General features: G+C 41.6%; 18 protein-coding genes. 13 read left to right on the top strand and 5 right to left on the bottom strand.

Annotation, left to right across the window (positions count from 1 at the left end; translation table 11 throughout):
* Positions 1–5: 5 nt before the first annotated feature.
* Entirely contained in the window at positions 6–737 is a 732-nt protein-coding gene (locus KDW99_RS07170) for a hypothetical protein (RefSeq protein ID WP_255828615.1), read from the bottom strand.
* 181 nt (positions 738–918) lie between these two features.
* On the opposite strand from KDW99_RS07170, the gene parC reads away from it, so the two are divergent.
* From parC to bfr (KDW99_RS07185), 3 genes are all read left to right on the top strand, one after another.
* Positions 919–3216 (top strand): DNA topoisomerase IV subunit A, encoded by a 2298-nt coding sequence (parC, locus tag KDW99_RS07175; RefSeq protein WP_255828616.1) that lies wholly within the window; start codon positions 919–921, stop codon positions 3214–3216.
* 120 nt (positions 3217–3336) lie between these two features.
* Positions 3337–3810, top strand: coding sequence for a bacterioferritin (gene bfr, locus KDW99_RS07180; protein ID WP_255828617.1), 474 nt, complete (start codon positions 3337–3339; stop codon positions 3808–3810).
* Positions 3811–3821: 11 nt separating this feature from the next.
* On the top strand, positions 3822–4286 hold the full coding sequence (gene bfr, locus KDW99_RS07185; protein ID WP_255828618.1) for a bacterioferritin: 465 nt from the start codon (positions 3822–3824) through the stop codon (positions 4284–4286).
* Positions 4287–4299: 13 nt separating this feature from the next.
* Here bfr (KDW99_RS07185) and KDW99_RS07190 read toward each other — a convergent pair whose 3' ends face one another.
* The 3 genes from KDW99_RS07190 to KDW99_RS07200 all read right to left on the bottom strand — a co-directional run bounded on the left by KDW99_RS07190 (position 4300) and on the right by KDW99_RS07200 (position 6020).
* A complete protein-coding gene (locus KDW99_RS07190; RefSeq protein ID WP_255828619.1) occupies positions 4300–4494 on the bottom strand; it encodes a (2Fe-2S)-binding protein in 195 nt (64 codons plus the stop codon).
* 176 nt (positions 4495–4670) lie between these two features.
* Positions 4671–5312 (bottom strand): DsbA family oxidoreductase, encoded by a 642-nt coding sequence (locus KDW99_RS07195; RefSeq protein WP_255828620.1) that lies wholly within the window; start codon positions 5310–5312, stop codon positions 4671–4673.
* Positions 5313–5345: 33 nt separating this feature from the next.
* On the bottom strand, positions 5346–6020 hold the full coding sequence (locus KDW99_RS07200) for a DNA-3-methyladenine glycosylase I (RefSeq protein ID WP_255828621.1): 675 nt from the start codon (positions 6018–6020) through the stop codon (positions 5346–5348).
* A gap of 474 nt (positions 6021–6494) precedes the next feature.
* Here KDW99_RS07200 and KDW99_RS07205 point away from each other — a divergent pair, with 474 nt between their 5' ends.
* The 5 genes from KDW99_RS07205 (at position 6495) to KDW99_RS07225 (ending at position 10842) form a co-directional block, all read left to right on the top strand.
* Positions 6495–7220 (top strand): pyridoxine 5'-phosphate synthase, encoded by a 726-nt coding sequence (locus KDW99_RS07205; protein WP_255828622.1) that lies wholly within the window; start codon positions 6495–6497, stop codon positions 7218–7220.
* Positions 7221–7250: 30 nt separating this feature from the next.
* Positions 7251–7850: a tRNA-uridine aminocarboxypropyltransferase gene (locus KDW99_RS07210; protein WP_255828623.1), complete on the top strand. Its 600-nt coding sequence runs from the start codon at positions 7251–7253 to the stop codon at positions 7848–7850.
* A gap of 41 nt (positions 7851–7891) precedes the next feature.
* Complete coding sequence (locus KDW99_RS07215; protein ID WP_255828624.1) at positions 7892–8185, top strand: DUF1244 domain-containing protein; 294 nt, start codon at positions 7892–7894, stop codon at positions 8183–8185.
* A 115-nt stretch (positions 8186–8300) separates the two neighbouring features.
* On the top strand, positions 8301–8882 hold the full coding sequence (locus KDW99_RS07220; RefSeq protein WP_255828625.1) for a transglutaminase-like cysteine peptidase: 582 nt from the start codon (positions 8301–8303) through the stop codon (positions 8880–8882).
* A gap of 10 nt (positions 8883–8892) precedes the next feature.
* Complete coding sequence (locus tag KDW99_RS07225; protein ID WP_255828626.1) at positions 8893–10842, top strand: bifunctional diguanylate cyclase/phosphodiesterase; 1950 nt, start codon at positions 8893–8895, stop codon at positions 10840–10842.
* A gap of 41 nt (positions 10843–10883) precedes the next feature.
* Here the strand turns inward: KDW99_RS07225 and KDW99_RS07230 are convergent, their stop codons facing one another.
* Positions 10884–11255 (bottom strand): hypothetical protein, encoded by a 372-nt coding sequence (locus KDW99_RS07230; protein ID WP_255828627.1) that lies wholly within the window; start codon positions 11253–11255, stop codon positions 10884–10886.
* A gap of 145 nt (positions 11256–11400) precedes the next feature.
* Between KDW99_RS07230 and KDW99_RS07235 the strand changes: the two genes are divergently transcribed.
* The 5 genes from KDW99_RS07235 to KDW99_RS07255 all read left to right on the top strand — a co-directional run bounded on the left by KDW99_RS07235 (position 11401) and on the right by KDW99_RS07255 (position 17767).
* Positions 11401–13689 (top strand): type I secretion system permease/ATPase, encoded by a 2289-nt coding sequence (locus KDW99_RS07235; RefSeq protein WP_255828628.1) that lies wholly within the window; start codon positions 11401–11403, stop codon positions 13687–13689.
* Between the two features lie 2 nt (positions 13690–13691).
* Positions 13692–15023, top strand: a complete 1332-nt coding sequence (locus tag KDW99_RS07240) for an HlyD family type I secretion periplasmic adaptor subunit (RefSeq protein WP_255828629.1) — start codon at positions 13692–13694, stop codon at positions 15021–15023.
* Between the two features lie 104 nt (positions 15024–15127).
* Positions 15128–15763 carry a response regulator transcription factor gene (locus tag KDW99_RS07245; RefSeq protein WP_255828630.1) on the top strand — a complete coding sequence of 212 codons (636 nt, stop codon included), beginning with the start codon at positions 15128–15130 and terminating at the stop codon, positions 15761–15763.
* Positions 15764–15962: 199 nt separating this feature from the next.
* Entirely contained in the window at positions 15963–16568 is a 606-nt protein-coding gene (locus KDW99_RS07250) for an ANTAR domain-containing response regulator (RefSeq protein WP_255828631.1), read from the top strand.
* Positions 16565–17767 carry a CmpA/NrtA family ABC transporter substrate-binding protein gene (locus KDW99_RS07255; protein ID WP_255828632.1) on the top strand — a complete coding sequence of 401 codons (1203 nt, stop codon included), beginning with the start codon at positions 16565–16567 and terminating at the stop codon, positions 17765–17767. The genes KDW99_RS07250 and KDW99_RS07255 overlap by 4 nt, the downstream gene beginning before the upstream one ends.
* The last annotated feature ends 378 nt before the right edge of the window (positions 17768–18145 follow it).

Here is an 18145-nt window from a genome sequence, read left to right on the forward strand (position 1 = left end):
GTGTTTTAGAGAGCTTCAGAGTTGGGCTTTGTAAGCAGTAATATTCGCCCTTTGGTATTTTGGGTTGTCATAACAGACAATATAGTTATGCTTTCGGCGCTTGGATTTAAAATTGCTCTAGGCTCTTTTGAGGCAATGACTTTACCGTAAATAGGGCAGGCTTTAGATTCTCTTTTGTTATTAGAAATAAATGCCTTGCCATTTAATGGTAGCAGATATTGAGTGGCTGATTTTTGATAATAAAGTGTTTCTTTGAATTGAGGTGGATAGAGTTCTAACGCAATTTGTCCTGCTTCCCCATCCCAAAGTGGCCATGTTTTAATTTGGCTTCTTCCTAATGTTGAATCTACTGTGCCCGAAGATATTTTTTTAAGCGAGTCGCTTAACTCTGTTTGACCTTTGTTTATGAGTCTAATTAAACACAGCTCGACTGTTGGGGTAAGCAAGGTGACGCTGTTTACCGTTTGCGCAGCTAGCCAAACTCCCTGATGTTGCTTGAGGACTGTTTCTTGTTCACAATTTTGCTGCGCGCTTTGTTGTAAGTATAATTCTCCTCTAATTAGAAAGAGGAAGGTATCAGCCTGATGGTGATAGAAACGGGTTGGTGTGTCGTTCTGAAACAGGTGTTCATGCGCAATAAAAAGATCATCTTGTTGATGAATGATTAAACGTTTACTGGACTCCCCAAGGCTATAGTTTATTGGGTCGAGTGTATTTTGATCAGATAAGTTCACCATCACGTACCTTTTTAATTATCGAACGTATTGAAACACGAGAATAGCGACCTTTCCATGATAATCTTACGATGAGTGTTGCAGTAAGTTGGGATGTTTCTTTATAGTTGAGCCCATATTAGTTTATGAAATCCGCATGCGCTGATAATTTGTCCATGCAAACGATTATAGAAGGAAAAATTCCTTGAGTGAGTTGTCAAATTTCGAGTCGAATGAAACCCTTTCATTAAAAGACTACACAGAAAAAGCGTACTTGAATTACTCCATGTACGTTATTTTGGATCGAGCCTTGCCGCATATCGGTGACGGTTTGAAGCCAGTTCAGCGTCGTATTATCTACGCGATGAGCGAGTTGGGGTTGAAGGCCACCGCCAAATATAAAAAATCGGCTCGTACTGTGGGTGATGTGCTAGGTAAATTCCATCCTCATGGTGACAGTGCGTGTTATGAAGCTATGGTGTTGATGGCTCAGCCTTTCTCATACCGTTATCCGCTTGTTGATGGTCAAGGTAACTGGGGTGCGCCAGATGACCCTAAATCTTTCGCGGCTATGCGTTACACCGAATCTCGTTTGTCAAAATACGCCGATGTCTTGTTAAGAGAAGTTAGCCAAGGCACGGTGGATTGGACACCTAATTTTGACGGTACATTGCAAGAGCCATCTGTTTTGCCATCTCGTCTGCCTAACTTATTGTTGAATGGTACGACGGGTATTGCCGTTGGTATGGCAACGGATATTCCGCCACATAATTTGCGTGAAATTGGCGGTGCTTGTATTCACCTGCTTAATAATCCAAACGCAGAATTAGATGATCTGCTTAATTATGTTCAGGGCCCTGACTTTCCAACGGGTGGTGAAATAATAACGCCAAAAAGTGACATAGTTAAATTGTATGAAACCGGCAAAGGGCAGATTAAAGCGCGAGCACGTTTTACAATAGAAGAAGGCGAAATTGTCGTTAACGAATTGCCTCACCAGGTATCCGGTAGCAAGATACTAGAGCAAATTGCTGCGCAGATGCAGGCGAAAAAATTGCCTATGGTGGTGGATTTACGAGATGAATCAGACCATGAAAATCCGACTCGATTAGTGATTGTTCCGAAATCAAATCGTGTCGATATTGACTCGGTTATGACGCATCTTTTTGCAACGACCGATCTTGAAAAGTCCTATCGCGTTAATATGAACGTGATTGGCTTGGACGGTTTGCCTCAAGTTAAGCCCCTAAAGAACTTTTTATCTGAATGGTTGCGCTTTCGTATCGATGTGGTTCGTCGTCGTTTGCAGTTCCGCCTTGATAAAGTGAATAACCGTTTGCATATTTTAGAAGGTTTGTTAATTGCCTACTTAAATATCGATGAAGTCATTGAAATCATTCGTACGGAAGAAAAACCCAAAGTAGAGCTGATAGCTCGATTTGGTTTGAGTGACACGCAAGCCGAATCTATCTTAGAGTTAAAATTACGTCATCTTGCCAAGCTTGAAGAAATGCGTATCAAGGGCGAGCAAGACGAGTTGGAAAAAGAGCGTAAGCAATTAGAAGCGCTATTGTCTTCTGATCGTAAGTTGAAAAAACTCATTACTGAAGAGATTCAAGAAGCGATTGATGATTTTGGTGATGATCGTCGTACACCCATTGTGGCTCGCAAAGAGGCTCAAGCTTTTAGTGAAGAAGATTTGCTGTCTAATGATCCCATTACGGTAGTTATATCTAAGCAAGGCTGGATCCGTGCTGCTAAAGGCCATGATATTGATGTGAATGGTTTGAGCTACAAATCTGGCGACGAGTTCTTGGTTAGTACCAAAGGGCGTTCGAACCAGACACTTGTTTTGCTTGCATCTAATGGACGAACCTATTCGATTAAAGCGCATACCTTACCTTCTGCTCGTGGACAAGGTGAGCCAATTACTGGTCGTATTTCATTGGAAAAAGACGCCACTATTGTCTCTGCTGTGTTGGATAGCGAAGAGGCTCATTACCTGATAGCAAGTGATGCGGGTTATGGTTTTGTTGCACAGCTAAAAGATCTATACGCTAAAAATAAAGCGGGTAAAGCGACCTTGTCATTACCAAAAGGTGCTCAAGTAATGGCGCCGGTTTTGGTTCAAGATCCGACATTAGGTCGTGTTGTTGCTATCTCTAATGAAGGTCGTATGTTAGCGTTTGATGTTGTTTCGCTACCGCAGATGGCGAAAGGTAAAGGTAATAAAATGCTGAGTATTCCAAGTGCTCGTGCTGCTGATAGAGAAGAGTTAGTTATTGCGTTGGCGTGTGTTCAGCCAAATGATCTCTTGACGGCGTATGCTGGAAAACGCTTTATTTCCTTTACGGAAAAAGATCTTGAAGAATATCTAGGTGAACGTGGTCGTCGAGGCTTGAAGCTACCGAGAGGGCTTCAGCGTATAGATAGTCTTGAAGTCAAAGTAGGTGAAGGTAAGGTGGCTAAAGCGGATGATCCACCAAGCCAAGATTTGTTTTAAAAACTAAACTAATGCTAGAGTCTAGGGTTATGCCCTAGACTTTCGTTTTTTTATGAATCAAGTTTTCTGTACTGCATTTGTCATGTGAAATGGACTTACTTGAAATAAGAGGAGAAGAATATGAAAGGTAGTAAAAAAGTAATTGATAGTTTGAATACTTTGTTAGCGAATGAGTTGGCAGCAATCGATCAGTATTTCATTCATTCACGTATGTATGAAGATTGGGGCTTGAGCAAGCTTTATGAGCGTCTTAATCATGAAATGGAAGAGGAAACACAGCACTCAGATTGGCTTATTAAGCGAATTTTGTTTTTGGAAGGCGTGCCATGCATGACAAAACGTCGTGACTTATTAATTGGCTCTGATGTGCACTCTATGATGAGCAATGATTTAACTCTAGAGCTAGAAGTGGTTACTTGTGTTCGCGAAGCGATTGCTGTGTGTGAATCTGAAGGCGATTATCAAACACGTGAGACCCTTGAAAAATTGTTGTTCGACACTGAAGAAGATCATGTTTATTGGTTGGAAAAACAGCTTGGTCTGATGGAAAAAATTGGCATGCAGAACTATTACCAATCGCAGATGGGTAACTAAGGAGAAGTGCTATGAAAGGGGATCGTGACGTAGTTACCAACCTTAATAAAGTATTGGCCAATGAATTGGTTGGTATTAACCAATATTTTCTTCATGCTCGCATGTTTAAAGATTTTGGTTTTAGCGCGCTTGATAAAGCAGATTACAAAACTTCCATTCAAAAAATGAAGAATGCAGATCGTTTGATTGAGCGCGTTTTGTTTTTAGAAGGTTTGCCGAACCTGCAAGACCTTGGTCGCCTGCGCATTGGTGAAAATAGCGAAGAAATGATTTCGGCTAACTTAGAGTTTGAATTGGATACTTTGCCAGCACTTAAGGCAGCAATTGACTTGTGTGAGCAGAAAAAAGACTTTATGAGTCGTGATACGCTGGAAAAAATATTAGAAGAGCAAGAAGAGCAAATTGATTGGCTTGAAACTCAGCAACACCTAATTGCCAGTTCTGGCATTGAAAATTACCTGCAATCTCAAATGTAATTCAATGCCGCAATTAAGCTACTTGAACTTGGGTTTCAGCAATTTTGATTAACTCACTGTTCAGTAGTTTTTTTGCGCACTGACAGCATTTTCCGCACTGACTACCAATGCTGTGCTCTTTATATAGCTCGCGCATTGTCGTCGCACCATCTTGAATGGACGCTTTGATTTCTTTGTCTGATACTCGGTTACAAATACAAACGTACATAAATGAAAATCACTCTCACTAATATTCTAATTATGAGATTCTATTTTTAATGTGAATGATTATCAATAGGTAAAAATTTATCTATTTGTGCGGTTTGATAGTTTTTATTAGAGGTTTGTAGATTGGCCGTGCTGATAAGGCTAAATAGCGGGTTTAACCTTATCAGCACTATTGGATTATAGCTCTTTTTCAGCGATGTCGGTCAGCACTTTGAGGAAAGATTCAGGGTCGTGAGCGCCATGAACCATGTATTTATCATTGATGACATAAGTAGGCACAGAATGGATATCCAAGCTGCGTAGGTGTTGTAGCTTCTTCTCAGTAAGAGTTTTCGCTTCAGCGCTGAGTGCGTATTCTATATCAGCTTTTTTCATGCCAATGTTAACCGCTACTTCTTCAAGAATACTATTTGATCCTATGTCTTTCCCGTCTGTGAAATAAGCGTGGAAAGCCGCTAAGACAAATGGTGTAGCTAATCCTGATTTACTCGCAGCAAGCACATATTGGTGGGCAAGCTTGGAGTTAGGGATGCGATCTTTTTCCGAAAAATTGAATTGAATACCCGCTTCAATACCGACTTGTTGAATGGCATGTGTGGCTTCATTTAGTTTTTCTGGGCTGCCAAAGCGCTCACCTAGATACGTTTCTCTATCAGCACCTTCTAACGGCATATCGGGATGCAGCTCAAAGGGCTGCCAGCGAATATCGATGCGGTAATCATCTCCCAATTGTTCAATTGCTTGTTTGAGGCGTGAGTAGCCCAAATAGCACCAAGGGCAAACGACATCTGAAATAATGTCGATACGCAGGTCGGCCATGTGTTCTCCTAAAGAATAATAAAGTTAAAGTGTTTAATTGACGCTTAGCGCAATGCATTGGCTGATTTCGGTATAAGAACGTCCGCTTTCTTTTTGCCAGTGATTAAATGCTGCTTGCGCGGCTTTCCACGCGGACTGAGTATCTCGTCCTGTAGTAATGATCTCATGTTGGCGTAAATAGCCCTCTACATCTCTTGTGAGCATGAAGGTGTCTTTGCCCATTGCTCTTAACGTGTAAGGGCCAGTGTTACCACCAAGACGAGCGCCATGTTTTTTTAAATAAGCCCATAAACCAATGATGTCGTCATTTGGCCAGTTGGCAACAAAGTTAGCGAATGAGCCATGAGTTGCCTGACACTCACTGATCATTAATGCATTTTCTCGAATCGTCATTACTTTGCCGAAATTACGAATAATACGTACGTCTTTGGCTTTTTCTTCCCACATTTCGTCATGGATAAGTAGCATTTTTTCAATGTCGAAGCCGAAAAAGACCGTTTCGAAACCGGGCCATTTGTTGCGAACTACTTGCCAATTGATGCCAGATTGAAAGACTTTCTGAGAGAAGGCTGCAAGCCATCTATCGTCACTGTGTTTGCTTAGTTGCGCCGCACTAAGTGGAACAGAGAGCATAGCGTCTAGGTGTTTTTTTCCACCATGGCGAAGGGCTGCGCGTTCATAAATGGATTGAAAGAGTTCGTAATTCATATTGGACTCCTATTTTGTGGCGCCCAGTTTATCATAAGCCTTGCTCTAGGGAAGGTGCGAATAAGTCTACTAAGCCTCAGTCTTTCAGAGAAATCGTCAAATAAGGCGCGACTCTGAAGGAATGTAGGTACCTTTCAAAGAGTCGCAACGATATGTGGTCTGTTACTTTTAATAGTAAACTCTGAAAGACCCGCATGCCTACATGGATGTAGGTAATAAGGGCAATGCAGGAGCAATTGCCGAGGGCATGTCCTAAAAGCCTGTATTCTTTGTTGAGCACCTCGAAAATAGAACCACTATTCACATTCGCTACTCGCCTCGAATAACAGGCTTTTATCCACATGCTGAGACAAGAGGACTTGTTCGCACCTTCCCTAGATAATGGCTGAGCAGATAACTTGTTTGGTATTTTAGTGATGGACGCTATGTGTTTGTCCTATAATGCCAATAAATGACCCTGTCGAGAGAAGTTGAATGACACACTTAAGCGTTAATCTGAATAAAATTGGTTTACTTCGAAATTCTCGTGGAAGAGATTACCCAAATTTGATTGATATGGCGGAGCGTACGCTTGAGCTGGGTGCGTTTGGTATTACCATTCACCCAAGACCTGATCAGCGTCATGCAACTTATCAAGATGCCCATGATTTGAAGGCACTATTAAAGCGTTTTCCTGGTGCTGAGTTAAATGTTGAAGGTTTTCCTGATGGGCAGTTCTTAGACGTAGTTTTAGAAGTGGAGCCGGATCAATGCACGTTAGTGCCTGATGACCCAAATCAACTAACGTCCGACCATGGCTGGAACATCGCCCGTGACCAAGATGCATTGCGTCCCGTTATTGCTAAACTCAAAGCAAAAGGTATACGTGTTGTTTTGTTTATGGACCCAGATCCTGAAAACATGGCGTTAGCGAAAGAGGTAGGTGCTGATCGTGTAGAACTTTATACAGAAGCCTATGCCAATGCGTTTGGTAAAGAAGGATTTGATGAGGTACTGGAAACCTATCAGCAAGCCGCACAAGCCGCATTAGATGTGGGTTTAGAAGTGAATGCTGGCCACGATTTAGATTTAAACAATGTTAAGGCTTTATGTGAGCAAGGTCGAATCATGGAAGTATCAATCGGCCATGCATTGACGGTTGAAGCATTGGATCTAGGCTGGAACAACGTGGTCAAAGCGTATCTTGAAAAATTGGCTTGAGAAGTTAGCGGCTAAGTAAGAAACTTGATTATGCAAAGTTCAAAAAGAACACGCTGTGATGATTGTCTCTTTTTGGCTGATCTGTGTATTTGTCAGTGGATACCAGCGCTTTCTACACGATTAAAAATCTTGGTTCTACAAGATCCGAAAGAAGCGCAACATGCAAAGAACACTGTATCATTGTTGTCTTTAGGCTTGTCTTCGGTGGAATGTATTTCGACAGCCAATCATGATGCGATGATACAGGTTTTTAGCCAAATAGATCCGGCCAAATGGCGTTTAGTGTTTCCATCGGATTCTGCTGAGTCTATTGAATCTATATGCGCTGACACGGCTTCTGAAATTGAGGGGTTGATTTTACTTGATGCTACTTGGCGTAAAGCCAAGAAGCTATATTTTACAGAGCCCTTATTGCATGCTTTTGGTGCCGTGTGCTTTTCGCAGCCGCCAGAAGGGCAATATCGTATTCGCAAGTCACCCAGTGCAGAATCCTTATCGACTCTGGAAGCTTGTGCTTATGCGATAGAGCAAGTTACTGGTGAAAATATGCAGCCACTACGAGAGTTTATGGTGGCTGCTCAAGAATGGCAGTGGCGCAGGCAGCCTTTGAGTCACCGACACCTTGATTAATAGTTATTCCGTTATGAGAAAAAGAGAGACTAGAAATTATTATGAGCAAACAAACTGAAATTGAAGCAGCGGTATTGCGTCGTCTTTTAAAGCATCTTGATGATAATAAGTCGGTGCAAAATATTGACCTGATGAACTTGGCTGGTTTTTGTCGTAACTGTTTAAGTAAATGGTATATGGCAGAGGCAGAGCAGCAGGGCGTAAAAGTGGATTACGATGAAGCACGTGAGTATGTATATGGCGAACCTTATGACACTTGGAAAGCCAAGTATCAGCCAGAAGCCACTGCAGAGCAGTTAGCTGCTTTTAATGCAAAGCCTAAATCTGACAAGTAACGTTATAGTGAAAAAACGATTCAGTTCGTTTCTTTCACACTTAAGAAGCACCAAGCGCCTTGCTTGTGTGCTTCTGATTATGTGCTTTTTGCCACACTTTTGGCTGTACGCTGATGTGTCTGATAAATATAGAAGACTAGCGAAGCAAGCGGGCTCAGTTTATGGGGCAAGTGCAGAAAAACGTATTTTAGCATGGCGAAAACTGATCGATGACTCCCGATCTTTACCTATTGTTGATCAACTCACTCAAGTAAATAGCTTTTTTAACCAGATGGAGTTTGTCGATGACATGACTTTGTGGGGGAAGGAAGACTATTGGGCAACACCTATTGAATTTTTAGGTATGCAAGCCGGAGATTGTGAAGATTTTACTATTGCCAAATATTTCACGCTTCGAGAACTTGGTGTACCGGATGAAAAGCTACGACTTGTGTATGTAAAAGCCTTAAAGCTTAACCAGCATCATATGGTATTGGCGTATTATCATAAACCAACTTCCATCCCTGTCTTGCTTGATAATCTTGATAAAGAATTAAAACCCGCGTCAAAGCGCAATGATCTTTTGCCTATTTATTCATTCAACGCAGAGAATTTGTGGCTTTCAAAAGAAAAAGGGCGCGGTGTATTGGTAGGTGGCTCATCAAGATTGAGCTTGTGGACAGATTTAAATGATCGTTTTAATACGATGACAAATTAGGAGAAATTGGATGACACTGTTCCGCCAATTAATGATGACGATTATTGCCATATTCTCATTGATGCTCGCCGTGGTAATGGGGATCAATTTTGATACGACAAAAGGGTATTTAGTCGGACAGCTGGAATCGACGACTCAAGACTCAGCCACCTCATTGAGTATGTCTGTGTCTGATTTTATGGCGCTGGAGGACTATGCATCAGTGGAAAGTAGCATTAACGCGGTGTTTGATAGTGGCTATTTTTCTGAGGTACGTATTCATGTATACGATACAGACAAAGACATCAGTCGCTCCAATGAGACAAAAATAGATGGTGTACCAACCTGGTTTATTGATCTGATCGACTTTAAAGTTCCAGTCGCCAAAGCGATTATTTCAAATGGTTGGAGTGAGCTTGGGCAAGTCTACATAACCGGCAGTGCTGGCTATGGCTATAACCAACTTTGGTTGGCTTCGCGTGATTTGCTGATCTCCTTTTTCGTGATTGGTGCGATAACACTTGTTGTTGGTAGTTTTGCTTTGCGCTATTTATTCCGTCCTTTGGCTGAGCTTGAAAAACAAGCTGAAGCGATTCAACAGCGTCGTTTTATTAAAACTATTGCCGTGCCTAAGACACGAGAGCTTAAGTCGGTTGTTTTATCTATGAACCGCATGGCAGAGAAATTAGAAAAAGAGTTCGCTTCGGAAGTTGAGACAGCCCAGTGGTTGCAAGCTAAAGCTTTTAAAGATCCTGTCAGTGGGTTAGGTAACCGACACTTTTTTGATAGTCAGATGAAATCCCACTTTGCAGAGCAAGAGCGCGGCATCGATGGTTTGGTGTTGATCAGTTTGGCCGACCTTGGGAAATTAAATAATGAACGTGGTTATGAATCTGCGGATATGTTTATTCAGTCTGCTGCTGACATTTTAACCCAAAAAGTGTCTACGCTTTCCTCTTTTTCTACCTTAGCGCGCTTATCTGGTGCGGACTTTGTTTTACTTATTCCTAATTTTGATCATAGGCAGCTAAGCAAAGTGGTTGACGATATCATGGTTGAGCTGATGGATTTGAATACGGCTAGCATAAGTTACTCTGCTGGGGTCGCAAATATTGGTGGGGTGACCATTGATGGATCGGCAGAGCGTTCAAATGCAATGTCTCAAGCGGATGCCGCTCTGCGTGAGGCAAAACGAGAAGGTGTCAATGTCAGCAAGGTGTTTGATCTTAACATGGGTCGAAATATGGCTATTAGCCGAACGGCTTGGAAAGACATATTAGAGTCCGCCATCTTGCGCAAATCGTTTAAGCTCAAGAAGCAAAGAATTACCACTTTGGATGAACCTTCAGTTGTGCTTCATGAAGAGGTCTTTATGGGCTTGGAGCATGCAGGTAAAGAGTATCATGCTGGGTATTTTATCGGTTTGGCTGAGCAGTTCGATTTAGGCAGTCAAATTGACCAAGTTATCATTAGCCGAGTAATCGAGCATATAAAATCGAGACAGCTTACGGTTCCATTAACGGTAAACCTTTCGGCTTCTTCATACGCTAAGCCAGCCTTTGTAGACTGGCTGAATAAAGCCTTAAGCCTTCTTAGCGCCGATGTTAAAAGAAAACTGATGTTTGAGATCTCAGAGCAAAGTGTTTTGATGGAAGAGGCTCAGGCTAATGAATTGGCGCAGATGTTGAAAACGCAGAATGTTTTATTTGGGATTGATAATGTAGGCAAGCAATTTTCAGCCTTTCAATACTTACAAACGCTAATGCCTGACTACGTAAAAGTAGATTCCTCTTATACGCGAATGGCGGCGGGCAAGGAGTCTGAGTCATTCTTTATGCACACCTTATGTAAGATGTTTAATAGCTTAAACATTGAAGTCATTGCGACAGGTGTGGAGAGCGAGAAACAATTGATTGCGCTTAAGCGTTTTGATGTGTTGGGTGGTCAAGGCTTCCTAATTGGACGTGCACAAGATATGTAGGCGTTATTGATACTTATCTTGTTTGAAAAACAACGGTGTTATTATATTAAAGTGTCTTCGCCGTCTCCTTCGACAAGATCATTGTCTGTCATCAAGCCTTCGTCATGGTTGCTATGTACGCCACGCACCCATTTTCTGCCAAGCAATTTTTTCTGCGCCGCTAGAGGCAGTTCGGTAAATTGTATCAGGCGCTTTTCGGTTAGAAGATCGACTAGGTCTTCTAATATCCGCATCATTTCACCATCAGAACTAGAAAGTATTTCTTGTGTACTGGCACTTGCTGTTGTGAATTTTTTTTCTAATATGCTAGCAACTGTCGGATCATTTGGTGCAACCAGTAGTTTGTACTCATCTGATTGAGATGTGGCTACATCAATAATTACACCATTGTCATTGACTTTTGCGTATAGCATGTTGATTTCCTTCTGTGTTTCAATTTGTACTAAGGCGATAAGTTCGCTTCACATATTACTTAATAAACACTATTCTAGACCATAATTAATAGCCTATTTGTTTATAAAAAAACAGATTTTCGGTAGTTTTAGGAGAATATAGAGTATGTCTGACTCTGGTCGTTCAGAACAGAACTCTTCGCAACCTTTAGAAAATGATTCGTATGAAGAGAATGAAATCACTAATGAATCAGACGAAGGAGAGGCGGACGTAAAAAATAAAGAGAGTTCTAAAGAGAATGTAGATCAGTGGAATACACAAGGCGCGTCTTTAGAGTACCCAAATCCGCTGTTGGACAGCTTAGTCTTGCTAAGTAAATACTTTCATAATCCTTATACTGCTGATGGTATTGCGGCTGGTTTACCTATTACCGACAATGCGATGACGCCAGAACTTTTCCAACGAGCCGCTAAACGTATTGGCATTAGCACTCGCTTTGTTAAGCGGTCCCTCTTAAAAATTCCGGATATGGTTATGCCGACGGTGTTGCTGCTAAAAGATCAGCAAGCCTGTATTTTGCTTGAATTGAATAAAAAGCAAGGCACCGCCACAATACTTCGTCCAGAATCGGGTGAAGGTGAAATTACACTCCCAATAGAGAAGCTTGCAGAATCTTGTACTGGCTATTGCTTCTTCGTTCGACCCTTGTATCAATTTGATAAACGCTCTGAAAAAAGTGATGAAAAAGAAAATAAAAAGGGTCATTGGTTTTGGGGAACCATTGCAGGTTCTTGGCGAATCTATCGAGACGTTTTTATCGCGTCCTTGTTAATCAATATTTTTGCCGTTGCCAGTCCTCTTTTTGTTATGAACGTCTATGATCGCGTTGTACCAAATAACGCGTTTGATACTCTTTGGGTGTTGGCCATCGGGGCGGCAGTAGTGTATTTATTTGACTTTTTATTGCGCACCTTACGGGCTTATTTCATCGATATTGCAGGTAAAAAGTCCGATATCTTGATCTCTGCGGCTATTTTTTCTCGGGTAAGTAACATTACTATGGCATCAAGACCCAAGTCTGTTGGGGCTTTTGCTAAGAACCTTCAAGAGTTTGAAAGTATTCGAGATTTTATTACGTCGGCATCGATCACCACTTTGGTTGATATTCCTTTTATGTTCTTGATTATTGGGGTGATTTGGTTAATTGGTGGCCCCGTTGGTTACATTCCTATTGTCACTATTGCCTTAATCGTTCTTTATAGTGTCATCATACAAATTCCTTTACGTCGCTCTATTGAAGAAGGGCAAAAGACGGCATCACAAAAAAATGCGGTTTTGATTGAGAGTTTGTACAACGCAGAAAGCGTAAAACTCAATAATGCGGAAGGTGTGATGCAGAAACAGTGGGAAAATGCGGTTGGCAATATTGCTGATTGGGGGGTGAAAACTCGTCAGTTGTCACAATCGTCTTCTTCTTTTGCCATGGTTGCTCAACAGTTAACAACTGTCATTATTGTTATTGTTGGGGTGTATCAAATATCGGAAGGCAATATGAGTATGGGGGCTTTAGTGGCGTCTGTGATGTTGACCGGAAGGGCGCTTGGCCCTATGGCACAAGTGGCCAGCTTAGCGACACGCTACAATCAAGCAAAGTCGGCTTTTACTTCTTTAAACGAAATTATGGCTTCCCCTGTTGAAAATCCTGATGACGTCAAATTTGTTCATCGACCAGTGTTTAAAGGGGACTTTCAATTTGAAGCGGTTAACTTCGCTTATCCTGAGCAAGAACAAGCTGCAGTCAGTGCTATTAATATTAATATTAAGCAAGGCGAAAAAGTCGCTATCATTGGTCGGATCGGATCAGGTAAATCGACTCTTGGTAAGTTAATGACCGGTCTTTATACACCGGATAGTGGTGCGATAAGAGTTGATGGAGTGGATTTACGTCAGGTAAATCCAACAGATCTACGTCGAAATATTGGGTCTGTTTCACAAGATGTAAATTTATTCTATGGCACTATCAAAGATAACATTGTCATGGGGGTTCCCTACATGGAAGACGACGCTGTTATTCGTGCCGCGGACTTATCAGGTGTATCTGAATTTGCGAATCGTAAGCCGAGCGGTTTAGACAGTATTGTCGGAGAGCGTGGTGCCTTGTTATCTGGAGGTCAGCGCCAAAGTATTGCTATTGCAAGGGCGTTGCTTTTTGATCCGCCAATTTTGATTTTGGATGAACCGACAGCGTCGATGGACAACACGACAGAAGCAAGGATGAAGCGTCGTTTAATTGAGGGAGTGAAAGACAAAACCCTTATCTTAATTACACACAAGGCCTCTATGCTAGATATGGTTGATCGTATTATCGTTATGGATAATGGTCGCTTAATTGCTGATGGTCCAAAAGCGCAAGTGCATGAAGCGCTTCGTCAAGGCAAGTTGAAGGTCAGTTAATAATGAGTAATAAAAATTCGATTTCACAAGATGATCTAGAGTACTTGACGGACCGAAATGCGGCCTTGATGTTGAAAACACCACGTGGTGGGAGAATTATCCTTTGGGTGGTTTTTATATTCGTTATTTCTGCATTGGTGTGGGCACATTATACAGCATTAGATGAAGTGACTGTGGGCGAAGGAAAAGTCATTCCCTCTAGTCAAGTGCAACAGATTCAAAACCTTGAAGGCGGTATTTTAAAAGAGATCAACGCCAAAGTAGGGCAAGTGGTGGAAAGTGGTCAGGTGTTGATGACGATCGAAAATACTGAAGCTTTGTCGTCATTGCGTGAGCAACAAGTCGAGTCTATTAATTTGAGGGTTCGTGCGACGCGTTTACAGGCAGAATCTTACGGTGTTAAACCAGAATTCGATCCGGAAATGATTAAAGAATATCCGCAAGTTGTAAATCGAGAGTTAGATTTATATAAAAACCGATTGGAGTCTTTGCGGACTAATCAGGTTAGCTTTCAACAGCAAATTGAACAAAAGAAACAAGAAATTGTTGAGTTACAGGCAAAATTAGACAATTTAAAGCAGAGCTACTCATTTTCTAAAGAAGAATTGGCATTAACTCGACCAGCCTTTGAGCAAGGTGCTGTCTCTCGGGTTGAATTGTTGCAGCTAGAGCGGCAGGTTAATCAGTTGCAAGGGGATTTGGAAGCGACTCAGTTAGCAATGCCGCGCGCTCGTTCAGCATTAAAAGAAGCTCAGAGTAAATTTGATGAAGCAGAAGCAAAATTTAGAGCGGATGCACAAGAAGATTTAACGGGTGTAAAAAGTAAGCTGGATCAGCTTCGTGAAAGCAACGTGTCTTTAGAGGATAAAGTATCAAGAACGCAAGTTCGTTCGCCAGTAAAAGGCATTGTAAAGCAGATTCAGATTAATACCGTTGGCGGTGTTATAAAACCAGGAATGAACTTACTTGAGATAGTGCCGATAGAAGATTCCCTATTGATTGAAGCAAAAGTTCGCCCAGAAAATATTGGTTTTATTAAGCCTGATCTGAGCGCTGTGGTGAAACTGTCAGCTTACGATTTTTCCATCTTTGGTGGATTACATGGGGTGGTTGAAAACATTAGTGCTGATACTATTCTTGATGAAGAAGGGAATAGCTTTTATTTAGTAAGGGTAAGAACAGATAAAAACTATTTAGGTACTAAAGCAGCGCCATTGCCGATCATTCCGGGTATGCAGGCGACAGTCGATATCATTACTGGTAAGAAAACACTGCTAGACTACTTACTGAAACCTATTCTAAAAGCAAAACAAAATGCGCTTCGTGAGCGGTAATTACAAAAATCTTTCTGGGCACAGTGCTTGGTTACAAATGTTAACAATGTGTTATCGTTTGCTGGTTAGAATGGTTCATCGCACTTGATAGAACGAGACTTACTTTGAAAACTTTGTGTTGGAATACAGACGATGCCGTATGGAAACATTGGAATCAAATAGTCAGTGTGAGCGATTCTTTGGTTCGAGTGAAAACATTAGAAGAGGTGCATCACGCGCTTGAAACTGCGTCCGGTTTCCAGTACTGCTTTATTTATTTGGAAGATATATCTTTACCTAAACAGGTTGAGGAAGTTGTTGCACTTTGCTCAGCCTTTCCAAACCAAAAGGTCATTGTCTTCCCTAATCAATCAAGCCAAGCCGCGGCATTAAGACTTTTCTCTGTTGGCGTTTGTGGCCAGTGTGCGCCTTATATTGGTCAAGAGCAGCTTTCTTTAGTGCTGTCTGTGGTTGATTCTGGTGAAATCTGGGGTGGAAAAGCCTTCATTCAGCAGCTCATTATGCAGCAATCTGCCGCACCAGAAGAAATTCACAACGATGAACTAGATGATTTATCTGAGCGTGAATTAAACGTTGCTCTGCATGTTGCAAGAGGATTATCGAACAAGCAAATCGCACTAGAAATGGACATTACTGAACGCACCGTCAAAGCCCATTTGACCTCTATTTTCAAGAAGACCAACACCAAAGATCGTTTGGCTTTAGCATTACTAGCACAGACTAGATACGCTGTGCATTAAATTGGATCATAGATATTAAACGTTTGCACTGATTCTGCTCGTAGAATCATAACCCACGTATTATTTATCTAGCTTATCACTTTCAAAGGCTCTATTTAGAGCCTTTTTTTGTATCTGAGCCTTGAGGATTAGTGTGTCTTAATGGCGCATATCTTGCATTTTTTCTGATTATCACTTTACGTTTTTAAGAGAATGCACCATGCCTGCGCCCCCAGAAAAAGAATTAACCGTGATGCTCGTTGATAATGAGCCAGCGAGAGCGGCCATTGTAGAGCAAGCTATGATTGATAGTGGCTATCGTGTCATTAGACGGTTAGAGAATGCTAAAAACCTGACAGAAGCGGTGGCAGAATTTCAACCAGATATGGTTATTATTGATATTGAGTCGCCGGATCGAGACATGTTAGAAAATATGTCTCGCCTCACTCAAGATAATCCTCGCCCAATTGTTATGTTTGCTGAACAGGACGACTCTAAGTATGTAGAGGCCGCTATTAGAGCAGGGGTGAGTGCTTATGTGGTTGATGGTGTGAATAGTGGCAGCGTTAAGGCATTATTGCAAGTTGCCATTGCAAGGTTTCGAGAGTTTCAGGCATTACGGTTAGAGTTAGAATCCGTAAAAAGCCAGCTTGAAGATCGGAAGCTCATAGATAAAGCAAAAGGACTGATAATGAAGCATCAACAATGTGATGAGCCTGCTGCCTATAAAGCGTTGAGAAAACTCGCGATGGATCGTAGTCAGCGTATGACTGATGTAGCTCGAAATATCATATCTGTGATGGAATTAATGGGAGGTTCAAAATGAACCTGATACAGCCAAATAATGTTATTCAAAATAGCGAACCTGTTCGTATCGGTTTTATCCCACTGATCGATTGTGCGCCTTTTGTGGTCGCTCAAGAGAAGGGTTTTTTTGCCAGTGAAGGTGTTAATGCTGTGCTTTCAAAAGAAGCGTCTTGGGCGAGTATTCGCGATAAAGTGGCGTTCAATTTGTTAGATGGTGCGCACATGTTGTCATCTATGCCGATCGCTGCTAGCTTAGGAATAGGCAGTATCAAAACGGCCATGCAAACCAGTTTTACTGTAAGCCATAATGGTAACGGTATTACTATTGGTAACTCTCTGTACGACCAGCTTCAACATTTTTCGGGCTCTTCTTTGGACATCCGAACGGGTGTCGCCTTAAAAAGGCTAATAGAGAGTCGGGGTGATAAGGTCGCGCCGCTGCGTTTTGCGATGGTTTATCCCTATTCATCTCATAATTATCAGTTACGGGACTGGTTAAGTCGTGCTGGTATCAATCCAGATAAAGACGTTCAGATAGTGGTCATTCCTCCGGTAAAAATGGTTGATAATCTAAGGTGTGGCGACATAGATGGTTATTGTGTTGGTGAGCCATGGAACAGCTTAGCGGTTGAGCAAGGTGTTGGCCATATGCTGGTTACTGGCTATGAAATATGGGGAAGCACTCCAGAAAAAGTGTTTGGAGTAAATACTATTTGGGCCGAACAGAATCAAGCGCAACACCTTGCAATTATTCGAGCTTTAGAAAAAGCATGTCTGTGGGTTGATGAAGCAGAAAATCAAGCAGAACTACTTAGCATCTTGAGTCATCCCGATTATTTAAACTGTACTGTGCAACAGTTGGTATATGGGTTTGGCTCTATTAAGCCAAAGAGTCAGTTTGATTGGCCAATGGAAGCGTTTCAACGCTTTTCTGGTAGCGACATTAATAAGCCGCTACCTAGTTATGCATTATGGGTCATGGCTCAGATGCATCGTTGGCAACAGTTAGGCAATAATGTTTCCAAGCTTAACCAGTTAGCCGAGCAGATTTATCGTAAAGATCTTTATTATAACGCGCTTGGCTTGGTCGAAGACAAAAACACTATAGAGTGGCAGTTGCCAGAGGCTGACGAAGCTGCTTGGCTTTCTTTGGTGTCACATGGGAAGGTACGTTTACATCCAGAGGGGATCTTAAAGGGGTTTGAAACATTTGCGTAAAGCGTATCTGATGGTGTGATGTTTTAGTGCGCTGTGCAAGATAATTGGGCAAAAGTAAAGATTTTCAATATGTCGGTATTTAAAAAGCTGGGTTATAAAATACAAAAAATCATATAAATCAGTCGTTTGTTTTACTTGGCACATTGCGTGCTTTATAAATCACATAGAGATAAAGTATTTTTAAAAATGGTGAAATTGGCAACGATCGTTAATTGTCACCCACATTACTGAATATCCAAAGTCGGATTTTCTTTGAATGGCAAAGGCGCCTGCAAACACATGTTAATTGTGATTTGCATGCGCCTTTTTTGTTTTTCTACTTTTTGAAATGTATTTAGATGCGGAGTATGACAATGAACCTAAGATTTTTGAAAGCCT

Origin of the sequence: Marinomonas rhizomae (assembly GCF_024397855.1) — a bacterium.
Taxonomy (GTDB): Bacteria; Pseudomonadota; Gammaproteobacteria; order Pseudomonadales; family Marinomonadaceae; genus Marinomonas; species Marinomonas rhizomae_A.